Source organism: Neobacillus sp. DY30 (genome assembly GCF_030123065.1).
Classification (GTDB): Bacteria; Bacillota; Bacilli; order Bacillales; family Cytobacillaceae; genus Neobacillus.
In genome coordinates this window covers 3871239-3893648 of sequence record NZ_CP126093.1, presented here as the reverse complement: position 1 = coordinate 3893648, position 22410 = coordinate 3871239, and the positions used below count along the sequence as shown (strand labels likewise).

Annotated in this window: 19 protein-coding genes and 1 pseudogene; 15 read left to right on the top strand and 5 right to left on the bottom strand. The window is 37.1% G+C overall.

Annotated features, from left to right (window positions below):
* Nucleotides 1-157: 157 nt before the first annotated feature.
* The 8 genes from ccpN to QNH29_RS18900 all read left to right on the top strand — a co-directional run bounded on the left by ccpN (nucleotide 158) and on the right by QNH29_RS18900 (nucleotide 9733).
* The gene (gene ccpN / locus QNH29_RS18935; protein WP_283860889.1) at nucleotides 158-799 is read left to right on the top strand and encodes a transcriptional regulator CcpN; all 642 of its coding nucleotides are present in this window, start codon (nucleotides 158-160) and stop codon (nucleotides 797-799) included.
* A 12-nt stretch (nucleotides 800-811) separates the two neighbouring features.
* Nucleotides 812-1639, top strand: a complete 828-nt coding sequence (locus QNH29_RS18930; RefSeq protein WP_283860888.1) for a pyruvate, water dikinase regulatory protein — start codon at nucleotides 812-814, stop codon at nucleotides 1637-1639.
* A 2-nt stretch (nucleotides 1640-1641) separates the two neighbouring features.
* Nucleotides 1642-4311: a pyruvate, phosphate dikinase gene (ppdK, locus tag QNH29_RS18925; protein WP_283865682.1), complete on the top strand. Its 2670-nt coding sequence runs from the start codon at nucleotides 1642-1644 to the stop codon at nucleotides 4309-4311.
* 334 nt (nucleotides 4312-4645) lie between these two features.
* Nucleotides 4646-5479, top strand: coding sequence for a YitT family protein (locus tag QNH29_RS18920; RefSeq protein ID WP_283865681.1), 834 nt, complete (start codon nucleotides 4646-4648; stop codon nucleotides 5477-5479).
* 184 nt (nucleotides 5480-5663) lie between these two features.
* Complete coding sequence (locus tag QNH29_RS18915; RefSeq protein ID WP_283860887.1) at nucleotides 5664-7112, top strand: sensor histidine kinase; 1449 nt, start codon at nucleotides 5664-5666, stop codon at nucleotides 7110-7112.
* On the top strand, nucleotides 7109-7795 hold the full coding sequence (locus tag QNH29_RS18910) for a response regulator transcription factor (RefSeq protein ID WP_283860886.1): 687 nt from the start codon (nucleotides 7109-7111) through the stop codon (nucleotides 7793-7795). Before QNH29_RS18915 ends, QNH29_RS18910 begins: the two co-directional genes overlap by 4 nt.
* Before the next feature lie 191 nt (nucleotides 7796-7986).
* Nucleotides 7987-8694, top strand: coding sequence for an ankyrin repeat domain-containing protein (locus QNH29_RS18905; protein WP_349654861.1), 708 nt, complete (start codon nucleotides 7987-7989; stop codon nucleotides 8692-8694).
* A gap of 76 nt (nucleotides 8695-8770) precedes the next feature.
* Nucleotides 8771-9733 (top strand): DUF4822 domain-containing protein, encoded by a 963-nt coding sequence (locus QNH29_RS18900; protein ID WP_283860885.1) that lies wholly within the window; start codon nucleotides 8771-8773, stop codon nucleotides 9731-9733.
* Nucleotides 9734-9798: 65 nt separating this feature from the next.
* Here QNH29_RS18900 and QNH29_RS18895 read toward each other — a convergent pair whose 3' ends face one another.
* Nucleotides 9799-11208, bottom strand: coding sequence for a PQQ-dependent sugar dehydrogenase (locus QNH29_RS18895; protein WP_283860884.1), 1410 nt, complete (start codon nucleotides 11206-11208; stop codon nucleotides 9799-9801).
* Nucleotides 11209-11346: 138 nt separating this feature from the next.
* Here QNH29_RS18895 and QNH29_RS18890 point away from each other — a divergent pair, with 138 nt between their 5' ends.
* The 4 genes from QNH29_RS18890 (at nucleotide 11347) to QNH29_RS18875 (ending at nucleotide 15448) form a co-directional block, all read left to right on the top strand.
* A complete protein-coding gene (locus tag QNH29_RS18890) occupies nucleotides 11347-11541 on the top strand; it encodes a YbxH family protein (protein WP_283860883.1) in 195 nt (64 codons plus the stop codon).
* Between the two features lie 74 nt (nucleotides 11542-11615).
* A complete protein-coding gene (locus QNH29_RS18885) occupies nucleotides 11616-14189 on the top strand; it encodes a helicase-related protein (protein ID WP_283860882.1) in 2574 nt (857 codons plus the stop codon).
* A 140-nt stretch (nucleotides 14190-14329) separates the two neighbouring features.
* On the top strand, nucleotides 14330-14806 hold the full coding sequence (locus QNH29_RS18880) for a GNAT family N-acetyltransferase (RefSeq protein ID WP_283860881.1): 477 nt from the start codon (nucleotides 14330-14332) through the stop codon (nucleotides 14804-14806).
* A gap of 243 nt (nucleotides 14807-15049) precedes the next feature.
* Nucleotides 15050-15448, top strand: a complete 399-nt coding sequence (locus QNH29_RS18875) for a hypothetical protein (RefSeq protein ID WP_283860880.1) — start codon at nucleotides 15050-15052, stop codon at nucleotides 15446-15448.
* Between the two features lie 153 nt (nucleotides 15449-15601).
* Here the strand turns inward: QNH29_RS18875 and QNH29_RS18870 are convergent, their stop codons facing one another.
* Both QNH29_RS18870 and QNH29_RS18865 read right to left on the bottom strand, forming a co-directional pair.
* A complete protein-coding gene (locus tag QNH29_RS18870) occupies nucleotides 15602-15790 on the bottom strand; it encodes a DUF4177 domain-containing protein (protein WP_283860879.1) in 189 nt (62 codons plus the stop codon).
* 66 nt (nucleotides 15791-15856) lie between these two features.
* Nucleotides 15857-17144: pseudogene (locus QNH29_RS18865) on the bottom strand (NCS2 family permease).
* Nucleotides 17145-17251: 107 nt separating this feature from the next.
* Here QNH29_RS18865 and QNH29_RS18860 point away from each other — a divergent pair.
* The gene (locus tag QNH29_RS18860; RefSeq protein WP_283860878.1) at nucleotides 17252-18121 is read left to right on the top strand and encodes a LysR family transcriptional regulator; all 870 of its coding nucleotides are present in this window, start codon (nucleotides 17252-17254) and stop codon (nucleotides 18119-18121) included.
* Nucleotides 18122-18155: 34 nt separating this feature from the next.
* Here the strand turns inward: QNH29_RS18860 and QNH29_RS18855 are convergent, their stop codons facing one another.
* A complete protein-coding gene (locus QNH29_RS18855; protein ID WP_283860877.1) occupies nucleotides 18156-18701 on the bottom strand; it encodes a CBO0543 family protein in 546 nt (181 codons plus the stop codon).
* Nucleotides 18702-19057: 356 nt separating this feature from the next.
* On the opposite strand from QNH29_RS18855, the gene QNH29_RS18850 reads away from it, so the two are divergent.
* Complete coding sequence (locus tag QNH29_RS18850) at nucleotides 19058-20245, top strand: glycosyl hydrolase family 28-related protein (RefSeq protein WP_283860876.1); 1188 nt, start codon at nucleotides 19058-19060, stop codon at nucleotides 20243-20245.
* A gap of 256 nt (nucleotides 20246-20501) precedes the next feature.
* Here the strand turns inward: QNH29_RS18850 and QNH29_RS18845 are convergent, their stop codons facing one another.
* Complete coding sequence (locus QNH29_RS18845) at nucleotides 20502-20792, bottom strand: hypothetical protein (RefSeq protein WP_283860875.1); 291 nt, start codon at nucleotides 20790-20792, stop codon at nucleotides 20502-20504.
* A gap of 419 nt (nucleotides 20793-21211) precedes the next feature.
* On the opposite strand from QNH29_RS18845, the gene QNH29_RS18840 reads away from it, so the two are divergent.
* Nucleotides 21212-22261: a P-loop NTPase family protein gene (locus QNH29_RS18840; RefSeq protein WP_283860874.1), complete on the top strand. Its 1050-nt coding sequence runs from the start codon at nucleotides 21212-21214 to the stop codon at nucleotides 22259-22261.
* The last annotated feature ends 149 nt before the right edge of the window (nucleotides 22262-22410 follow it).

Here is a 22410-nt window from a genome sequence, read left to right as displayed (position 1 = left end):
GACTATCTCTATTAACCCGTTAAAAAAATTGTCAAAAATATGTTGAACTAATTGTTCCCTATATTGTATAAATGTAATATACTATATAGTAATAAGTATAGCACATTTAAAATTTCATCATATAATATAACATGATTAAATTGAAAAGGGGGTCAATGTGATTAAACTAACGAAACGCCAAGATGAAATTCTTAAGATTGTGAAGGAAAACGGGCCAATTACGGGGCAGCAAATTGCAGAAAAGCTATCTTTAACAAGAGCAGCCTTAAGACCAGATTTAGCAATCTTAACGATGGCAGGAAATTTGGACGCCAGACCTCGCGTCGGTTATTTTTTCAATCATAACCATGAGGTAAAGCAGCAGGCGGAACAATTCATTCTCCAAAAAGTTGCAGATTATAAAGCCCACCCTATCGTCGTTGAAAAATCGACTTCTGTATATGATGCGATTGTTCAGCTTTTTTTAGAAGATGTCGGAACGCTTTATGCGGTTGACAGCGACGGCTATTTAGCGGGTGTGATTTCGAGAAAAGATTTACTAAGAACAGCCCTTGGTAATAAAGACTTGCAAGAACTACCCTGCAGCGTCATTATGACAAGAATGCCTAACATTATAACCATAACACCTGATGAAACTTTGTTAGAGGCTGCAAAAAAGATGATTACAAATCACATTGACTCCTTACCCATAGTGAAAGCAATCAATCCGGTAAACAATACATATTTACTTGTCGGTCGGATTACGAAAACAACGATTACTCGAGCATATCTAGAAATAATGGAGCAAAATTCAGTATAAAGGGGAGTGGCAGTGATTTTAGGAGAGAAGGAAGTTGTCTATGTGGTTTCGGACTCGGTTGGTGAAACAGCTGAGTTTGTAGTAAAAGCGGTAGCGACACAATTTAACGGAGGAAACGTTGAGATACGCCGTAATTCCTATGTTGATGATTTTGAAGATATTGAGGATGTTCTTATTCTTGCAAGAAGCAGCGGCGGTAAATCCATTATTGCCTACACGATCGTCATTCCGGTTTTAAAGGAATATTTAGATCGCCGGGCCGCAGAAGAAAACATTATGGCAGTGGATCTGCTTAGCCCCTTGATGAATGCCTTCACCACTAGTTTCAATAAGACTCCTCATCATCAACCAGGATTAATGAGAAAACTAGATGAAGAGTATTTTAGAAAAATAGAGGCTATTGAATTTGCGGTTAAGTATGATGATGGCCGTGATCCCCGAGGTATTCTTAAGGCTGATATTGTCTTAATTGGTGTTTCAAGGACATCGAAGACACCATTATCGATGTATTTAGCGCATAAACGCTTTAAGGTGGCCAATGTTCCTTTGGTTCCAGAGGTACCTGCGCCAGAGGAATTATTTGAGATTCCGAGAAAGAATTGTATTGGCTTAATTATTTCTCCTAATAAATTAAATGAAATTCGTCTTGAAAGGTTGAAGGCTTTAGGATTAGGTTCCAAAGCAAGTTATGCAAGCTTCGAAAGAATACTTGATGAGCTGGATTATGCTGAAAAAATTATGAAACGAGTAGGCTGTCCAATTATCAATGTTTCAAATAAAGCAATTGAAGAAACAGCTGGATTAATATTAGAAGTGCTGAAAAAAGAGAGGAGCTTATAATGATGGAAAAATTCGTTTACTTGTTTCATGAAGGAAATGGAAATATGAAGGAAACACTCGGAGGAAAAGGGGCAAACTTGGCTGAAATGACACGTATTGGCTTACCTGTCCCTTATGGATTTACCATTTCGACACAAGCATGTAATGCTTATTATGACGCAGGAAAGACCATTCCATCGCTTGTTGAGAGTCAAGTATTAGGAGCTTTAAGCACCCTAGAGGAGAAAATGGGGAAAAAGCTGGGAGACGCAGAAAATCCGCTGCTTGTTTCTGTCCGCTCAGGTTCAGTATTTTCAATGCCAGGGATGATGGATACCGTATTGAACTTAGGTATGAATGATGAAACAGTTGTCGGCATGGGTAGACTAACGAATAATCCGCGTTTTGCTTACGACTCATACCGTCGATTCATCCAGATGTTCAGTAATGTGGTCCTTGATATCAATACGTTTTATTTTGAACAATTGTTAGAGGAAACACGTGAGCAAAAAGGCTATAGTTCTGACCCGGAAATGACTGCTGAAGACTGGAAAGAGGTCATCGAGGGATACAAAGGAATAGTTAAAAAGCATACTAGAAAAGAATTTCCACAGGATCCAAAGGAACAGCTATTTCTTGCGATTAATGCGGTGTTTGATTCTTGGAATAATCAGCGTGCAATCGTCTACCGCCGCTTAAATAAAATTCCTGACCACCTTGGCACGGCTGTAAATATTCAAAGTATGGTGTTCGGAAACATGGGAAATGATTCAGGCACAGGTGTAGCCTTTACTCGAAACCCTTCAACGGGCGAACATGTTCTTTACGGTGAGTACCTCATTAATGCTCAGGGGGAAGATGTGGTTGCAGGAATCCGTACGCCACAGCCAATTCAAACCTTAAAGGATGAAATGCCTGCCGTTTACAAGCAATTTGCTGACACATGCAAACGTCTTGAACAGCATTATCAGGAAATGCAGGACATTGAATTTACTGTAGAACGTGGTCAATTATTTATTCTTCAAACCCGTCATGGTAAGAGGACAGCCCAAGCAGCGATTCGTATTGCCGTAGAAATGGTGGAAGAGGGAATTATTGATAAAAAAACTGCCTTGCTTCGTGTTGATCCCGATCAACTCAATCAGCTTCTTCACCGCCGAATTGATGATAAATATCAGCGTACGCTTTTGGCAAAAGGTTTGCCAGCATCACCAGGCGCGGCAACTGGCCAAGTTGTGTTTGATGCAGATGAAGCGGAGGAGCTCGGCAATGCTGGAAAAAAAGTCATTCTTGTTCGTCCAGAAACTACTCCTGATGATATTCATGGAATTGTGGCCGCGCAAGCTATCGTTACGAGCCGCGGAGGTATGACAAGTCATGCTGCAGTAGTGGCCCGCGGTATGGGTAAAGCGTGTATTTGCGGATGTGATGCACTGAAGATTGATGTAAAAGCGAAGCAATTTACCGTTGACGAAAAGGTCATCAAATATGGTGATGTCATTACCATTGATGGCTCAACAGGTGAAATTATGCTTGGGGAAATTCCAATGATTGAACCGCAGCTTTCTGAAGAATTCCAGCTTTTACTCGCATGGGCTGATCAAGAAAGAAAAATTGGTGTACGTGCCAATGCCGATAATCCAGAGGACGCACAAAAAGCCTTTGAATTTGGTGCAGGTGGAATCGGATTGTGCCGGACTGAACATATGTTTATGGACTTAAAGCGAATTCCGATCGTTCAAAAAATGATTTTAGCTGAACAGTACAAAGAGCGAATGGAAGCCCTGGAGGAACTGCTCCCAATGCAGCAAGGTGATTTTGAAGGTATTTTTGAAGCTATGCAAGGTTTCCCTGTAACCATTCGTTTATTAGACCCGCCATTACATGAGTTTTTACCAGATAAAGAAGAGTTGTTAGTCGAAGTGACGAAGCTGCAAATTCTTGATCCTGCTTCACCTGAACTGAAAAAGAAAGAGTTACTATTGAAAAAGGTTCGACAATTAGATGAATACAACCCAATGCTTGGACATCGCGGATGCCGTCTCGGAATGGTTTATCCTGAAATTTATGAAATGCAGGCAAAGGCGATTTTCTATGCTGCGGCTACGCTTGCTGACAGAGGGCTGGAAGTTCAGCCTGAAATCATGATTCCACTTGTTGGTCATGTCAATGAGTTAAAACAAATGCGCCAGCTTGTGATCGACGCGGCTGTAAAGGTTCAGGAAGAGACAGGAAAGCAATTTGAGTATACGATTGGAACAATGATTGAGATTCCACGTGCGGCGCTTACCGCTGATCAAATTGCGGAAGAAGCTGATTTCTTCTCATTTGGTACAAACGATTTAACGCAAACCACATTCGGATACAGCCGTGACGATGCAGAAGGCAAATTCCTTCAGAACTATATCGAAAATAAGGTGCTGCCTGAAAATCCGTTTGCAGTTCTTGATCAAGATGGTGTTGGCAGATTGGTAGAAATGGGGGTTAAACTCGGCCGTGGAGCTAAACCTACATTAAAAACAGGAATTTGTGGAGAGCATGGCGGTGAAAAATCATCGATTGATTTCTGTTACAAAACTGGACTTGACTATGTCAGCTGTTCACCATACCGTGTGCCGTTGGCTAGATTAGCGGCAGCACAAGCTACGATTCGGCATGGATTAAATAAGAAGGAAGTTTATACAACAGCATAATTAGAAGTGGGTGTGCCCACTTAGTTAGGTCATTCCCTTATCATGTGTGAAACTATGGAGAATAACAATTCATTAGTAGACCAAATCGGATATCGATTTGGTCTTTTCTCTTTGGAACCATGCGCCAGTATTTTGGGTTATGCGCCAGTATTTCGAGATCTTCCTGCTTCGAATGCTTATTTTTGTTTAACTAGGTAGTTTCGAATATAATGAAAAAATCGGAAAGGTGGAACAGTGTGAAATACATAAAGGGAAAAACTGAAACTATATAAGGGTTACGAAAGTAGGAGATAAAGTGAGTGCAAACACTAAACAAAAACCCAATAAAGGAAAAATGATTATACGTGCGTTATTGGTTATTATTGGGGCTTTTATTACTGCATATGGACTAGAAACTGTATTAATTCCCAATAATGTATCAGACGGCGGTGTGACTGGACTGAGTATCGTTGGTTCTAAATTAATCGGATTACCTCTAGGACTCCTCATTGCAGTGCTGAATATTCCATTCGTATTTTTAGGATATAAACAGATTGGCACGAGTTTTGCCATTTATTCAGTTATTGGAATAGCCTCGTTAGCAATCGGAACGCTCTTGATGCATCATTTAACACCGATTATTGAAGGAGATACCTTGTTAATAACGGTTGTTGGTGGAATTATCATCGGTTTTGGAATGGGGTTAGCATTACGAAATGGCGGCGCATTAGATGGAATTGATATGTTAGCCGTATTACTTTCACGTAAACTACCTTTTGGTACCAGCGATCTTATTTTATTTTTAAACATGTTTGTCTTTATTGTTGTATCTACAGTCTTTGGTTTTCAAGGAGCCATTCTTTCCGCAATCGCTTATTATATCGCATCTAAGGTTATACATATCGTGGAAGAAGGTTTAAGTGGTGCTAAAACCTTTAAAATCATTACCAATCAACCCGAATTAATGGTTGAGAAAATTCGTGAAAACTTAGGACGCGGGGCAACGTATAACATAGTAGAAGGCGGATATTCAAACGAAAAATTCAAAGAAATCAATTGCGTGATTAACCGTTTAGAAGATAGCAAAATGAAAGAAATCATTAACGAAATTGACGAGAATGCCTTTGTTATCGTATATGACGTAGCAGAAGTAAAAGGTGGAAACTTCAAGAAGCATGATGTTCACTAAAAGGTGACATTAAAAGGTGACAGGCACCATTTATGCAAAAACGCTGTTTATGCAGCGTTTTTTGTATATTTTTAACCTGTTTTTAGATTTTTTCTTTATTTTTTCGAAATTTTTAAGATTTGTGTGATATGGTTCAATTATCTTGATGGTAATTTAGTTGAAAGTAATGGATTGGAGGTGAAGTATGTCCATTAAAATGAGGTTTCTGTTGTCATACGTGGGGGTCATTGTTTTTTCTATCTCTTTGTTTTTAGCTGCTGGTTATTTGCTGCTTTTTACGATAACGGGCGATGTAAATTCGATTGCGAACTTTTATAAGAAATCATATCTTCAAAAACCTTTGACTCCAGTTGAGGAAAGTGTTTTTCTTGATTTAAAACTTTTGGCGAAAAATAACCCTGAGCAGCTATTAAATAAAGAGCAACTGAAGAAGCTTGAACAGCAAGATATCAAAATTGTCGTTAGAAAAGAAAACATTATAGAGTATGCGACTTCTACATTAGACCAGCAGGCTTTGGTTACGTCACTTCCTAAGTTTGAGGAAACGAATATAAATACGCGGGATTCCATTAAACTCAATGACTTTTATTTTACTTATGTAAAGTTTGATTTTTATTTTTCAGACAAAAGTAAAGGAAGTATTTTTGTTTTAAGGAAGGTAAGCTCAAATACTCAATTGATTCAAGAGCTGTTTCCCATTTTATTAGGACTTTTACTGCTTCTATTTATCATGATTATTGGGATATTAAACTATTTAGTGTCAAGAAGCATTATCAAGCCGATTTCCATTCTTAAAGAGGGTGCAGAACGGATTAAATCGGGTGATTTACATTTTGAAATCAAAACAACTTCCAATGATGAAATCGGACAATTAAATAAAACGTTTGAGGAAATGAGACTTAAACTAAAGGAGTCGATCACCCTCCAACTTCAATATGAGGAAAATCGAAAAGAACTTCTTTCAAATATTTCACATGATCTAAAAACACCGATTACGTCGATTATTGGTTATGTTGAGGGAATAAAAGACGGTGTAGCAAATACCCAAGAGAAAATGGAGAAGTATTTAACCACCATTCATGTCAAAGCAAGGGATATGGATACATTAATCGATGAACTGTTTTTATTTTCAAAACTAGATTTAAAGAAGGAGTCCTTCACTTTTGAAACGATTGAACTGGTTGAATACATGAAAGATTTTGTAGAGAAACTTCATCTCGATTTAGTTCAAAAAGGGATACAGATTCACCATCATTCACCAAATAAACCGATCTATGTGACTGCTGACCGAGAAAAGTTAAAGCGTGTTTTAGTAAATCTCATTAACAATTGTGTGAAGTATATGAATAAAGATGATCAGTATATTTCAATTCAACTGCATGAAGGCCCTTTTGATGTCGTTGTAGAAGTAACAGATAATGGCTATGGAATAGAACCTTCTTCGTTGCCATATATTTTTAATCGATTTTATCGGGCAGAAAAGTCTAGAAATTCTCGGACCGGGGGAAGTGGATTAGGACTAGCCATTGCCAAACACATCATTGAAGAGCACGAAGGCGAGATTTGGGCAACGAGCGAGAAAGGCAAAGGTACAAGTGTTTTCTTTTCTTTGAAGAAAGGTGTGAATAAATGAAAAAGATATTATTGGTCGAAGATGAAGTAAGTATCGCAGAATTACAAAGAGATTACTTAGAGATTCACCAGTTTCTTGTAGATGTTGAACATAGTGGTGATTTAGGACTCCAAATGGCACTTGAAAATGATTATGATTTGATTATTTTAGACATCATGCTCCCTGGCGTAAATGGGTTTGATATATGCAAACAAGTACGTCAAGTGAAAAATATTCCGATTCTGTTTGTTTCCGCAAAAAAAGAGGATATCGATAAAATCCGAGGTCTCGGTTTAGGAGCAGATGATTATATTACCAAGCCTTTTAGTCCAAGTGAGTTGGTAGCTAGGGTGAAAGCACATATAGATCGATATGAACGACTAGCTGGAAATCAAACAAAATCAAATATGATTAAGGTTAAAGAGATTACGATTGATAAGTCAGCACGTAAAGTCTATCTTAACGGTGAGGAGACATCGTTCACAACAAAGGAATTTGATTTGTTGGTATTTCTTGTGAATCACCCGAATCAAGTCTTGAACAAAGAGCAGCTATATGAACATATTTGGGGCTATGAAATGGCAGCAGATGTGTCAACCGTGACCGTCCATATCAGAAAAATACGCGGTAAAATTGAAAAGGATCCTGCACATCCTAAATATTTGGAAACGGTTTGGGGAGCAGGCTATCGATTCAATGTTTAAACTAAATATAAAAAATATCCGTCACATAAGGTGGCGGATATTTTTATAAACATGAAGAAATTTTCTGAAAAAGTTTATCTTTTTTTAAGAAATTCTTTCGAGGGAGTTTAAAATTACATATTAACATAAATGTATGGCCAAATGAATGAGGGAGGATAGCAAATACAAAATACCGACAGGTGGTGAAAATCATGTGGGGGCGCCAAGCAATAGCCATTGGAACTATACTCATTCTTCATGGATGTGTCTCTGTTAATGATGGTAATTCAAATAATCAGGAGAATGAGATAAAGGTAGTGATAGATATGGAGGAACAACTGATTCAAGCAGTAAAAGCCAAAGAGGCGGATACCGTTAGAAGGTTGATTGAGGAAGGTGTCGATATTAATACACAGGACTCAGAAGGGCGAACTGCCACAATGATTGCGACATACAACAACGATGCAAAGACTGCAAAAATACTTATTGACGCGGGAGCAGACGTCAACATTCAGGATGATATGGAAAATAACCCCTTCCTTTATGCTGGTGCTGAAGGGTATATTGAAATTTTAAAACTTACGATTAAAGCTGGTGCCGACCCATCTATAACAAACCGGTATGGAGGAACTGCTTTAATCCCTGCCTCAGAGCATGGATATGTAGATGTTATTAAAGAACTTCTTACCAATACTAATATCGATATAAATCATATAAATGATCTTGGCTGGACTGCTTTACTTGAAGCTATCATTTTGAATAATGGTGATGAAAAACAGCAGCAAACAGTGCAATTGTTGATCGATCATGGGGCAGATGTGAATATTCCCGATCGAAATAATATAACTCCTTTACAGCATGCACGAAAGAAAGGTTTTAACGAGATTGAAAATATATTGGTAAAAGCAGGGGCAAAATAACTAGGTTGTATAAAGACTTAATCCGGAACAAAACCATGTAATTGACACCAAAATAAAGAAATGAGGAGACAATAAAATGAACAAAAAAGCAAAAATGTTACCATCTATTCTTCTTGGGTTAACTTTAGTTATTTCAGGATGCAGCACAATCACACAAGCACAAACAAATGACCAAAAGCAAGAACAAACAGAAAACAAGGGAAATAAGCAAAATAAGGAAACAAAAGGACAGGAATTCGCTAATATTCTTAGTAGCACAAATTGGCAAGGTACTAAAGTATATGATAAGGATAAAAATGACTTAACAAAGGAGAATGCAAACTTTATTGGTCTTGCAAAATATGATGATAAAACCTCGAGATATGAATTTTTTGATAAAAGCACAAAAAAGAGCCGCGGTGACAAAGGAACGTTCTTTATCACCAATGATGGAAAGAATAGAGTATTACTATCTGAATCAATGGGTTACCAAGCTGTTGTTGAAATAACAAAACTTAATAAAGACATATTTACTTATAAGAGAATGGGAAAAGATGCGAATGGTAACGAAGTAGAGGTATTTGTTGATCATATTCCATATAAAGAAACAAATCTATCTTTTACGGATCCAGATAAAAGCTTGGTAACAAAAACGGGGGAAATTGTTACAGATAAGGATGGAGATAAAATTCTATCAGATACCCTTTGGCAAGGAACTGTGGCATTAGATGAAAACGGCAATGATGTATCTGCCTATAACGCAAACTTTTTAGGTCTTGCAAAATATGATTATAAGACAAATAAATATGAATTTTTCGATGCGAAAACAGGTGCAAGCCGTGGTGATTACGGCTATTACGATGTTGTACACGGTAATAAGATAAGAGCCCATGTTTCATTAGGAATGAAGTACGGTGCAGTTCTGGAACTAACAGAGCTGAATGAAAAGAAATTTACCTATAAAAGAATGGGTAAAGACAAAGATGGTAAAAACATAACGATAACCGTTGAACATGTTCCATATAAAGGTGATTTCAAACTGAAATTCACTAAATTTTAATGACAAATTGGCGCGTAGCCAGGAAGGGAATGGATTTACTCCACTCCCTTTTATATTTGGAAGAATTAAGGAACAATTTCAAAAACAGTACCCTGGTTCAAATCGGTCACCCTCATCGATCCATAAACCCCTAAATATAGTCTGGTTTGATCTAGATTACTTCCCAAACTAACATAGTAAGCGGCTTGTGACCCAAAATCATAATCCGTATTAATCACACTAAAATCATTTTGTTTCCCATCCTGTCTTACATGGGTGTAAGCTAATGCCCCTCTAGTCTGAGGTTGAGATTCTTTCCGGGCAAGGTCGATGAACACAACGCTTCCCGATAAAGCGGGAATTGCTTGCCCCATATAGGCTTGCACTCCTGTTAGTGCGGTTCCACTAAACTTATCTGGTCGTGGATCTCTATGATAATAACTAGTCAAAGGCTGAAGACGCCTCGCTGAAGTAGTTATTGCTTCATTGTAAAAAGCAATTATTTTCTCATCTAAAGCCGGATTATTAGTGCAGCCCCTGATAAATGAAGTAGGAAAAGCACCTTCCCACCCCCGCCAGCCAAAGTTAACGAATCCTTCTGGGTCAAGGTTAACATTCATTGAAGTGGCTTGAACAAGCTGAGTAACGGGTATTGGATTATAATGACCGAATGAAAAAATCGCCTCTTCCAAATCCTGTCCAACATTTCCCACATATTTAATATACTGGTGATGAACCCTTTGATAGGAAATGCCTGATATATTGCGAACTCCATTTGCCATTATACTAAGCGTTTCCTGAATAGGTATGGGAATTTCATTGAAACGTGTGACCACGGGTGGGTTCGTAATACCTGTATTTTTTCCAACGTCGATTTCAATGATCTTACCTGCAATTTCCATCGCATCCTGACTTAAATTAAATGGATCATAGCCTGATCCGCCATCCCCGGTTGTTAAAACAAGTTTTCCTGTTTCAGGTGAAAAGTTCAAGCTGTTGACGCCATTATGATTCATAAAAGGTCTTCTTAAATTAAGCAATGTCCTTCGTTTTTGAGGTTGACCATTTGATTGTAAAATCCATTCCTCCACTGTATCGATATGGTCATATTGAGTTTCTCTATTTATCCACCTTAGATTTATAGTTCTGGGGTCACAAGGATTAGGTGTAAAAGATTCAGAAAGAACACCTGGACCTTGTGTTCCTGCTACTGAATAATGGAGATAAAACAGCCCGTTATAATAAAATTGGGGATGAAATGTGAGCCCTAGCAATCCTCGTTCATCATAACCACCAGATGAACCAAGTTTTATGATCCGAGGACGAATATCTAAAAAAGTCCTAATGCCTTCATTACTTAAAAAAAAGACCTCTCCGACCTGGGTTGCAATGAATAATCTTTCCAAAGAGTCACCCGGAAGGATAGCGGTTTTCAAAACAGTGGGTAAATTGATTTTGCTGACAATCGGCCGTAAACGAACCTTTACGTTTATCACCTAACTTCCCACTCCTCCTAATTGTATTCTCCTATGAGAATATGATTAGACCTGTTCTCTTAGTACCGTTCTGTTTTTGGAAGATTAACCACAGTACAATAGTAAATACTAAAAAAAAATTCAAAAAAGGGGATTATCATGGGAGCCATTGAACGAAACGGATTTCGCTTTGTACCAGAATATAGTGTCAGCCATCAAAATGGGGCCATTCATGTTTACAACAACAAGAACCGATTCATTGAAGAAATCAAATTTGAATTTTCAGGGGATTTTCCTGAACTAGATCAGATAGAGGATTTAGTCGACCAATATTGCAATAAACGAGAAATTTAGAGTCCGAATATTTGTTCGGTTGCTGAATAAGTGATAAACTAAAAATACCAAATACTGATAAAGGAGGGAAGAAGTTGAATAAATTAACCGCCGTTTACACTCAAGCGATTGAACATACCAAGAATAAAGTGATCGAAGATATGAATCATTATTTAGAATCTAAAGATAGTTTGCCGTCTTTTAACGAATATTTAAATGACCGTGGCCATTATCTTGAGCAAATTTGGGTCAATGTTTGGCTGAATAAAGTCACCAATGATGTCCCGAAGAATGAAAAGAAAGAATTTTTGCGGGAAAAAGGATACGAGGTTCAAGGAGTGGACCGCAAATTAATTAATAAACTTTTCCGGGATGAAATGAGAGAGTTTCAGCCCTTTCATGTAAGTGAATGGACAGAGGAAACTTTTGCAAATCAAGAACAGGAATGGGAACAAAGATACTACCAAGCAAAAGCAGATTTTATAAAGAGACAAGAATCAAACCGCTTGGCTGAACTACGTCATATCTTATCAGAAGAGATAGGAGAAATGGCAGCCGATATGCTTGAGAAAGATTATGCTGAACTTTATCTCTATGTTCGTCATTTTACAGCGAAACAATTGGATGCGGATATAAAGAACAATGTAAAGTTTCAAAACATCGATACCTTTGCGCTGGAAGAAAAATTAGTGGATGAGGGTCATTTTAATCCTAATTCTTATACAACGGTGGCAACCTTTTTTGCGGAATTAACTGGAGATATTCATAAAACTGTTCATAGTGGACGGAGTTTGTATGAATATCAGACGTATTTTTTTGTCTATGAAAGCTTAATTTCTGACTTTCTGTCAGAAGTGATCCCGCAAAGAGTTTTGGAAAAACTCCCGAAGGAGATGAAGGAACAGTTTGAAGAAGCTTTTGGTGAAAAACTGACTCCTTCCTACATAAAGGGGAGCATGACGCAGCTTTTATATGAGGTAGAAGATTATTTTATCGAAGATATTCAAGAGGAATATCTTTCGGACTTATTGAAAATTGAAGTAATTCCATTTGACCTTACCGTTCATAAGCAAATTTTTGAAAAGGACTACTCCGAAAGAGAACGTAAAAAGGCAGAGGAAGAAGCAGAATTACAACGAAAACGTGAAGAAGAAAATAGAATGATGGAGGATATTTTTGGTCAGGAGTACAATCCATCGCTTGGTCGAAGAGTTCGTTATATTCTTCATATTGGTGAAACCAATACGGGAAAAACCCACCATGCACTAGAGCAAATGAAGCAGGCAAACAGCGGTTTATATCTAGCCCCATTAAGATTATTAGCGCTGGAGGTTTATGATAAATTAAATGCTGAAGGAACACTGTGCTCACTGAAAACCGGTGAAGAAGAAAAAATCGTAGCAGGTGCTAACCATTTTTCATGCACGGTGGAAATGTTTCATGAAAAAGAAAGTTATGATATCGTCGTCATTGACGAAGCACAAATGATTACCGATAAGGACCGTGGCTTCTCGTGGTACAAAGCGATTACAAAAGCAAATGCACATGAAGTCCATATTATCGGGAGCAGGAACTCCAAACCGATGCTTTTGCAGCTGTTAGGAGAATCGGACATCGAGATCCACGAATACAGTCGGGATACGCCGCTCGAAGTAGAATCAAAAGAATTCCATATTAAACATGTGAAAAAAGGGGACGCACTGATTTGTTTTTCTAGAAGGCGTGTGCTTGAAACTGCATCTAGACTTCAAAGCGATGGTCATACCGTCAGCATGATATACGGCAGCATGCCGCCGGAAACTAGAAAAAAGCAAATTGAGCAATTTAACAGCGGTAAAACAAAGGTCATTGTCGCCACGGATGCCATTGGAATGGGCTTGAATTTGCCAATTCGCCGGATTGTGTTCTTAGAAAATGAAAAATTTGATGGAACAAGAAGGCGGTTGTTAACTTCGCAGGAAGTGAAACAAATTGCCGGACGAGCAGGTCGTAAAGGGATCTACGATGTGGGGAAGGTCGCATTTACGAAGGACATTCGTCTTATGAGGAGATTGCTTAATCAAGAGGATGAACCTGTTCATACGTTTGCCATCGCTCCAACCAACTCAGTGTTCGAGCGGTTTCAGCGGTATTATCGTGATTTAGGAACATTCTTTGAGCTTTGGGGGAAATTTAAAAGCCCGCCAGGAACGAAGAAAGCTTCATTAGCGGAGGAGCGGTCACTTTACAATCTGATTGCAGGGACGGAAATTGAAGCACGGTTACCTTTAATGGACCTTTATGGGTTTTTGCACCTTCCTTTTTCAAAAAATGAACCGACGCTTACACGACAATGGGAAGACACGATGTATGCGATTATTCATGGTACTCCTTTACCGGAACCGCCATATAAGGAACGAAGTTTAGAGGATCTCGAGTTAGCTTATAAAGCACTTGGCTTGCACTTGCTCTTTTTATACCGATTGGGAGAACGTACGGAGGCAATCTATTGGGAGCGGCTGCGTGAAGAAATGAGTGACAAGGTACAAGATAAATTAAAAACGGATATTCGCAAGTTCGTGAAAAAATGTCGAAACTGTGGAAAGAACCTTCCTTGGGATCACGCCTTTCCAACCTGTGATGCCTGCCATAGTGCTAAATTTAGAAGACGCTTCGGAGAAGATTTCTAAAAGTATCATAAAAGGTTCAAATCGCAAATGATTTGAACCTTTTTATGTTACTTCCAAAAATAGTAAGACATTTTGCTAAGTCTAAATATAATTGGCTAATTATGTTAAAATAAAATTAAGTTTATTGAAGGAGATCGTATATGATTATCCGAGAAATTAAAAAAGAAGATAATGCAAAAGTAAAAGAAATTATACAAGATTCATTAAAATCACTTGGTTTAGCGATTCCTGGGTCAGCTTATTTTGATCCTCAACTTAACGACCTTCACCAATATTATAATAATATTAAACATGCGAACTATTGGGTTGCAGAAATGGATGGAGAAGTTGTTGGTGGAATTGGGATTGCACCGTTCAACGAACATGATAAAGTTTGCGAATTACAAAAGCTATACTTAAGTCCTAAAGCTAAAGGTTTAGGTCTCTCCAAGAAACTAATGGAAACAGCTTTGTCATTTGCCTCTAAACATTATGAAAAGTGCTACCTAGAAACAATGCATGAATTAAAAACTGCATGTATTTTATATAAAAAATTTGGATTTACACTTTTACATGAACCACTACCAGGTTCTGAACACTCTGCTATGGATGCGTGGTATTTAAAAGATTTGAATTAATTAATATCGAGAAAAGGTAACAAAAATGAACTCTATAAAAGATCTAGCTTTTTCTAATAAAAATTTCTAGATTTTTTATCAAAGGATGCAAAAGTTTATAATTAGTGGCTGCTTCAGCAGCCATTTTTAATAATTCGACTAAGGGTAGAGTTAGTCGAAGAAGAGCAGAAATAAATGTGTAATTGGTTTTATTTTGGAACCAATTAAGAAAATGTTCGTCTATTAAAATAAGGGGTGTTAAGAATGAGTAAAATCTCTCTAAGTATTCTTTCCGCAGTTCTTCTGTTAGGACTAATTGCTTGTTCTAACCAAAATGGACAAGAAAATAATAATGACGAAAGTGATGTTAATAGCACCGAACAAGGTGATAAGGGTGTCAAAAAAGATGATGTCAGAGAAATAGTTTGGAAGCAATTGTCCTCAGAACAAATAGAATTTATTGATGGTACCTGGAAAGATGGAAAGGTTACTATAATTATTCTGAATGAAAATATGGTGACTCACGTTGCCGATAAGTCATATGAAGGAAAAGAAGTGTATTTAATTGATTTTCCAACTAAAAGTAAATCAATTCCAAACAATATGATTGTTTATGCCGATATAGATACTTTTGATTACATCGGCAATGGTCCTGTAGATTAAAATACCAAAACAGTCCTTTTTCAACTTAAGAGTGCTTTTTTCCATAAGGTTAAAAGATATCCAAAATATGAAAGGTTTTATTCATTTGCATTGTGTATCTTGAACTTTCCAGTTTCCACACTTGAGATATTTAAGAACTTTTTAATGCCACTATTAATTGAGAGATCTTTCAAAAATAATCTCAAAAAAAGAAGATGAACCGTTTCCGGAAGTAACCGGAGCAAATAATTGGACGAATCTCCACCCATCTTTTGCATGCTTAGCAATGATTTCATGGTAATTTTCTTTCGGTACATTGTTCCATCTACTAAGTTTAACTTGAATAAATTTATATTCGTACATTATTCGACCCTCCATTTAAAAATAATAGGTATTATGATCAATTTAACCGGCCGACACTTTAGTTACTTAAAATACGTACTGAATAACAAAATTGCTAAAAAACAGAATGGCAATAAAATAAAGCGCAGGGTGAACTTCCTTGCCTTTCCCCAATAAAAGTTTCAACAATGGGTATAGAACAAAGCCTATTGCCATACCATCTGCAATACTATAGGTTAATGGAATCAATACAATAATCAGGAGTGCCGGAAAGCTCTCTGTTAAGTCTTCCATGGAAATATGAACAATGTTTTGCAACATAAGGACACCTATTAATATGAGAATAGGCGAAACCGCACTAGCGGGTACAATCTTTATAACTGGTATAAATAAGATCGAAGCAAGAAACAATATTCCGGTTACAATGGTGGTTAACCCTGTTCTTCCGCCAGCTGTTATTCCAGCTGCTGATTCCACAGATGCAACGGTGGGACTCGTACCGAATATTCCAGAAGTCAAAACAGAAATCCCTGTTGCCTGTAGTGTTTTTTTACTACCCTCAGAGCTTTTTAACATCTTGTTATGTCCATGAATCAAACCAATATTTTCAAATACGACCACCATTGCAAAAGAGATTGAAGTTAGCCAGAACGCCATATTTCCAACTTGTGCCCACGATAGTTGTCCAAATACCCCGCGATATTCTTGAAAAGATGGCATTGTAAGGGAAATCCCCTCGACATCAGAACCTCCAATCCAAATCGATAACAATGATGTAATCAAAATACTTAAAAGAAGGTTTCCGGGTACATTTTTAATAAATAATATTACCGTAATAATCAAACCAATAATTGTAGTGACAGCACCGGGACTGCTTAAATCTCCAATTGCTAGCAAGGTGTGCTCGGAATCTGTAATAATACCAGCATTGTCAAACCCAATTAATATCAATAAGATTCCGATTCCAATGGTTATGGCTTCCTTTAAGGAATTTGGAATCGAGGTTGTTATCATCTTCGCTATGGGGTGTAAAAGCAATCACAACGAAAATGAGCCCTGTAACGAAAACCATCGCCAACGCTTCTTGCCAAGAAAATCCCCCTGATTGAACGATTGTATAAGTGAACATCGCATTTAGCCCCATACCAGGAATGAGAAGAATTGGGGTGTTGCTCCAAAAACCAATAATTAAACATCCAAAAAAACTAGTTAATATCGTCGCAATGATACCTGCCTCAAATGGAATACCTGCCGCAGCCAAAATCGTAGCATTGACAATAATAATGTAGACTACTGTTATATACGAAATAAAACCGGCAGAAAGTTCCTTTGCAAGCGTCGTACCATGTTGCTGTAACTTAAATAGGCGTTCCATGTATTTCTCCTTTCTTGTTTGTTGGTTATCGTAACATGGACATGGCTATATGAAAAATATATAATTTGTTTTAAAACCATACATTTTTTAAATGAAGGAAGAAGACAATGGACATTAAACAATTACGGTATTTCATAGCTATTGCTGAAGAAAAAAATATAACAGCTGCTGCAAATCGGCTTCATATGTCTCAGCCTCCCCTTAGCATACTGTTGAAACAATTGGAGGAGGAACTAGGAGTAAAATTAATTGAGAGAAATGGAAAGAGCATGGAGTTAACCGATAAGGGACATCTACTCTATCAACGTGCTCGGCAATTTGTGACTAGTTTTGAAGAAATTAAAATTGAATTAAAGGATACAGAAGAGGGAAAAAGGGGCGCACTAAATATAGGAATTAACACCTTATCTGTTTCAGGATTTTCGGAAATGCTTCAATCCTTTCACCATAATTATCCCCTTGTGTCTTTAAAAATTGTTCAAAATGATTCTATTTATTTAGCTGAAATGGTTAAAACGCGGGCGATTGAAATGGCATTTGTACGTCTTCCACTTGAACATCAAGATTTGACCTATCATCATCTTATTAATGAGCCTTTTATTTTCGTCAGCAAAAAAGAAGTAGACAATATATCCTTAGAAGAGGTTTCACGATTGCCCCTTATTATTCCTAGTACAGAAGGCTTAGGTATATATAATACGATTCTGGAAGCTTTTACTAGTCAAAAACTTTCACTAACAAATATTGCAGAATGCTCTGATATGCATGTATTAATGGAATTGGTTAAGGGGGGAATGGGGGTAACGATTGTGCCAAAATCGGTTTTTGATGTCTATGGGGCAAAAACACTTTACGGGGCACCGATAAACAATGCCAATATGTTCTCTTCTTTAGGAGTCATTTGGCTTGAACACCATTTTGTCTCTACACCTGCCAAAAATTTCATGAAACTGGTAACTGAATATTATAGACATTGACCACTTTAATATAGCGCTTGATTGAATATTTAGATTATGATTTCCATTTCTGAATAATAAACTTAGCTATAAATCCAGTAACTATATAAAAAACAAATGAATATAAGTATTTCCATTTTAAATATGTAACTGTTCCAAGCATAACTGAAATAGGCTCTCCAACAAATGCAAAAATGGTAGCTTGGCAAACAAGAGCAATACTAAATGATTTCCATGTATAAAAATATTGATATATTAACATACACGTCACTGGAATTATTGAGAAATCGAACGGAAATGCAAGAAGACCAGCAGGAACAAACTTAATAGGATAAATCCAAGCACATATTTCACTACCCAGATCGTCAATAAAACTGGTGATTATTATTATAATTAGTCCAAAACTCCAGATTTCAAGAGTACGGTCTCTATCAAGAAGCATAACGAATATCAACCAAGGTACTACAAAAAAGATTGCTAGAAACCACCAACCCCAAGTAAATAAAGAAGTTGATAACCACCCTTCAATAGTCAAAGTGGCATATCTTTCTTGTAAAGCAATTAACTCCTTTACAGTACCATCCATATCAACCATCTCCATTTATTATCTCTCCTTAACCGTTAGTCTGTGCAAAATAACCCATTTAATGTGGTTCATCTAGAGTCAGATATTTGAATGTGAATAAATGCACTTAAACAAAGTGTAGTAAGAGTTAAAGAAGGGATGGCTGCAGCGATCTCTATTTAGTTGAACAAGAAAATGTTAAAATACAGTTAAATTGTAGCTGGGTCTTTTTTGTATGCTGCGCTAACGGTGCAGAATGTTCATAATCACGCAAAATCAATTAATATGGATCAACAGATAAGCATACAATTTCTCTAAGACCGGTTAAATAAATAAGATAAAAAGTCGATTTAATAAGGTTCTGTTCTAATTGTTTAAAGGAGCTGATAATATTGTCTACTCCAAACTCTATGCAATACTACCTATTACCGGAGGATTTCGGAGCAAAGGGTGATGGTTTTTCTGATGATACTGAAGCCTTGAAACACTGTATTGCTAGCGCCTCGGGAGGCATGGGGATAGTAAACCTTAAACCTCATGTAACCTATGTAATTACACAAACACTCGTTATCCCTAATTATATTTCTGTTATCGGGAACAATGCATCAATAAAAGTATCAAGTGTATGGAATAAAGTTACAGTAGGTGCTAGTGTTCCAATTAATACGATAATTTGGGTAAAGGGTCGAGAACCTTTTGCGGGAACAGATTTATCTATGAGCACTAGATTTATAGAGGATTTGAAGATTAGTGGAAATCCCAATTACAGTAACCTTATTGGTATGTATATGGGCACCGCAGATCAAAGTGAAATTACACAATCCACCAGTGTTAACTATTCTGTCTATAAATGCGCATTTAAAAACATCTCAATCTCCTATGTCTCTACTGGTTTATTTTTAGCTGAGGTATGGGGGAGTTATTTTGAAAATATTCACACGTCCTATATTTGGGATTGTGGTTTAAAAATACAAGGACAAATTGTTAATAACACCTTTGTTGGCTGTCAATTTTCGGGTTTATATAACGGTGTTTATGTAAATGGAGCAACCTATCAAGGATTTATCAGACGTCCAGAGGGCTGTACATTCTTGGGAGGGTTCATCGGTTCAGCTAAAATTGGGGTAAATGTAGTACGAGGATTGGCTTTCAAATTCTCTCACGTAATCATCGACTTAAACACACTCTATGCTGTTACAGGAGCTGATATGTCAGATTTTGTATTTGATGGATGTTGGATTTACTGTACAGCTAGAGCAATAGATATCCAAGCCATTTATTCCATTCAAAATAATACATACGTAGCCTTTAATAATTGTCATGTTATTAGTGATGGTTATACTGACCCTTATGTAACCTATGTCCATGTTCGACAAAATGGGATTGTGTTCAATGGTTGTAAAATCAATGGTGTTATGTACTGGGATGACGCAAGTAGTGGTGTAGTAACCAACTGCATATGGGGTGACAAAACCACCACTAAGCCCAGAATTATAAAATATGGTACTGGCTATGTTAGACAATCTCTCAACATGTTTAAACAAGATGGAAGATTAGTTGTAACATTAGGAACGTGGTAAATCTAAGTATACTAACAATAGATAGTGACCAAATTTTTAAAAAAACTTATAGGGAGCAATACTTGAATATTCTATGGGATTGAAAGCAATTCTCAATAATGAGAATTGCTTTAATTGTATTTATTTTATCCAATATCCATTTCATTTACTTTTCATCCCCGATACACACTCTCCTTTTTTATTGTATCCTCTCACTTTCCTTAGGTGTTTTTCCTTTGATAAGTCCTTGTTAAAATAATTGAAATCAAAAAAATGCCTACTTATTTACAGAGTTAATATCATCGCTCACATCACGATTATTTGAAGCTTTATCCGCTTCATCCCCCTCCACAATCTGGTTACCAATAACACCGCCTGAAATACCGCCTATAACAGTACCAATTAGTCCAAACTGAGAACCTATCATAGCACCCGCAATTCCATCAGTAAAAGTTCCTGCTGCTTCAACAAAGTCACTGGTACCTGGATTATCTTTATTATCAGCTTGATTGTTGCTACTTTCTTCTGCATTTCGGCTAAAGTCATTGCGTTCGTTATTCTGATTCATCTATTCACTTCCTCGTTTATTAATAGGGACTATACTAAATATCAGCGCACACCATCCTAAACATATACTACCCAGCTGAAGCAGTTTTACTCACTTTATGAAACAGGAAGCGTACTTTATCCACATAAATATCAGCTAAATAGGTTTGGTAATGGGTGGAATAATAAGATTAGTGACTTAGAAAAAATAAATGATTTACTTAAATGCATAATTGAATAAACCAAAATATAAAGGTCCAATTAAGAAAATTAATGTAATTGCAATAATTGCTAGTTTAATAAATTGGGTTGTGTTATCAGTAATGAATAGCAAAATTAATAACAAATTACGTTTAAAAGCAAAAAAATTACTCTTAGGAGTAAAAAATGTTGCGTTTTAAAGTAACATATTTTACTATATAAAGTAAGGAGGTGGAAATAATGGAAAATATAAGATTGAATGTACCATTATTACGAAGAAGGGTGCCCAATCTTACCAGTGCTGCAAAAGAAGTAGGGTTGCGGCCGGCGACCGTATCTAATTTATGCACGGGGAAAATTCCAGTAGGACGCTCTGAAGTTCGTACCATCGTAGCTTTAGCAGAATTGGCACAATGTAGTCTAGATGAATTGATTTTAAGAGGGGAGAATGTAGAGATGATTGAAACAAAAATTAAAACATTAGATTTGTTTGCGCCAATCGTTAAGGGAGGCACCATTGGACTTGTTGCTCGGCCAGGTATGGGGCAGTTGGTCGTACTTGCGGAATTAGTTTACCGTTTAAAGCGAGAGGGTTATGTAACGGTATTATTAAAACCAGAAAATGATCACCCGGAGTTAGCGGAAATCCTAGACGATACAGAGATTGTAGCCGAGACCATTGAAAAGGCTTTCGTAAAAATGTCAGAGGTTGGAAAAAGTAGAGAGATTATTTTTGTAGCAGACCGTTCACATGTTTTAACAGGAGAAATCTACGAACTTCAAGAAAAATTACAAGATGTCGACATCAAGTCTGTTACAACCTTTTTACTAGATTTAAAAGGGGCTTCAGTGGATGAGGATCTGCCATATGGACCGCTTGAAACTTTATGGCAGTTTGATATGGACCTAGCAGCAAGACATCGCTTCCCGGCAGTAAACCCAATCTACTCTACATCTTCCGTATTGGAAGACGCACACCTAGATCAAACCCATCTTACCATCCAACAAAAAGCACAAAAGCTATTACGCCGCTACCGCGAACTACGATCACTCGTTAATGTGAAGGGAATTAACGGAATACCTGCTTCTGAAATAGAAACATTTCATCGAGGAGAACGATTAGAGGCATATTTGACACAGCCATTCTATGTAGCTGAGGAGTTTACAGGTATTAAAGGGGCGGAAGTGAGTCTAAAGGATACCTTGAATGATGTTAAGAAAATACTGGATGGTTTCGTAGATTCCAGGGATATTGCGTCGTTGAATTTTATCGGAACAATATCATCCTGAAAGTCTATAGTGGCTGAAATATAAACAATAAAACACTCACAAATGTTTGTGGGTGTTTTTCTATGTTTGGAGTTATGTTCATTAAATATTTACCAACCTATTTCTAAAATATCCCTTTTTATGCAATGATAATAGGTAGGAGAAAATAG

Bases quoted from the DNA above. Each gene is read 5' to 3' on its own strand.
- ppdK (WP_283865682.1), top strand. From the start codon at position 1,642: ATGGAAAAATTCGTTTACTTGTTTCATGAAGGAAATGGAAATATGAAG.
- QNH29_RS18920 (WP_283865681.1), top strand. From the start codon at position 4,646: ATGATTATACGTGCGTTATTGGTTATTATTGGGGCTTTTATTACTGCA.
- QNH29_RS18915 (WP_283860887.1), top strand. From the start codon at position 5,664: ATGTCCATTAAAATGAGGTTTCTGTTGTCATACGTGGGGGTCATTGTT.
- QNH29_RS18910 (WP_283860886.1), top strand. From the start codon at position 7,109: ATGAAAAAGATATTATTGGTCGAAGATGAAGTAAGTATCGCAGAATTA.
- QNH29_RS18905 (WP_349654861.1), top strand. From the start codon at position 7,987: ATGTGGGGGCGCCAAGCAATAGCCATTGGAACTATACTCATTCTTCAT.
- QNH29_RS18900 (WP_283860885.1), top strand. From the start codon at position 8,771: ATGAACAAAAAAGCAAAAATGTTACCATCTATTCTTCTTGGGTTAACT.
- QNH29_RS18890 (WP_283860883.1), top strand. From the start codon at position 11,347: ATGGGAGCCATTGAACGAAACGGATTTCGCTTTGTACCAGAATATAGT.
- QNH29_RS18880 (WP_283860881.1), top strand. From the start codon at position 14,330: ATGATTATCCGAGAAATTAAAAAAGAAGATAATGCAAAAGTAAAAGAA.
- QNH29_RS18875 (WP_283860880.1), top strand. From the start codon at position 15,050: ATGAGTAAAATCTCTCTAAGTATTCTTTCCGCAGTTCTTCTGTTAGGA.
- QNH29_RS18870 (WP_283860879.1), bottom strand. From the start codon at position 15,790: ATGTACGAATATAAATTTATTCAAGTTAAACTTAGTAGATGGAACAAT.
- QNH29_RS18860 (WP_283860878.1), top strand. From the start codon at position 17,252: ATGGACATTAAACAATTACGGTATTTCATAGCTATTGCTGAAGAAAAA.
- QNH29_RS18855 (WP_283860877.1), bottom strand. From the start codon at position 18,701: ATGGAGATGGTTGATATGGATGGTACTGTAAAGGAGTTAATTGCTTTA.
- QNH29_RS18845 (WP_283860875.1), bottom strand. From the start codon at position 20,792: ATGAATCAGAATAACGAACGCAATGACTTTAGCCGAAATGCAGAAGAA.
- QNH29_RS18840 (WP_283860874.1), top strand. From the start codon at position 21,212: ATGGAAAATATAAGATTGAATGTACCATTATTACGAAGAAGGGTGCCC.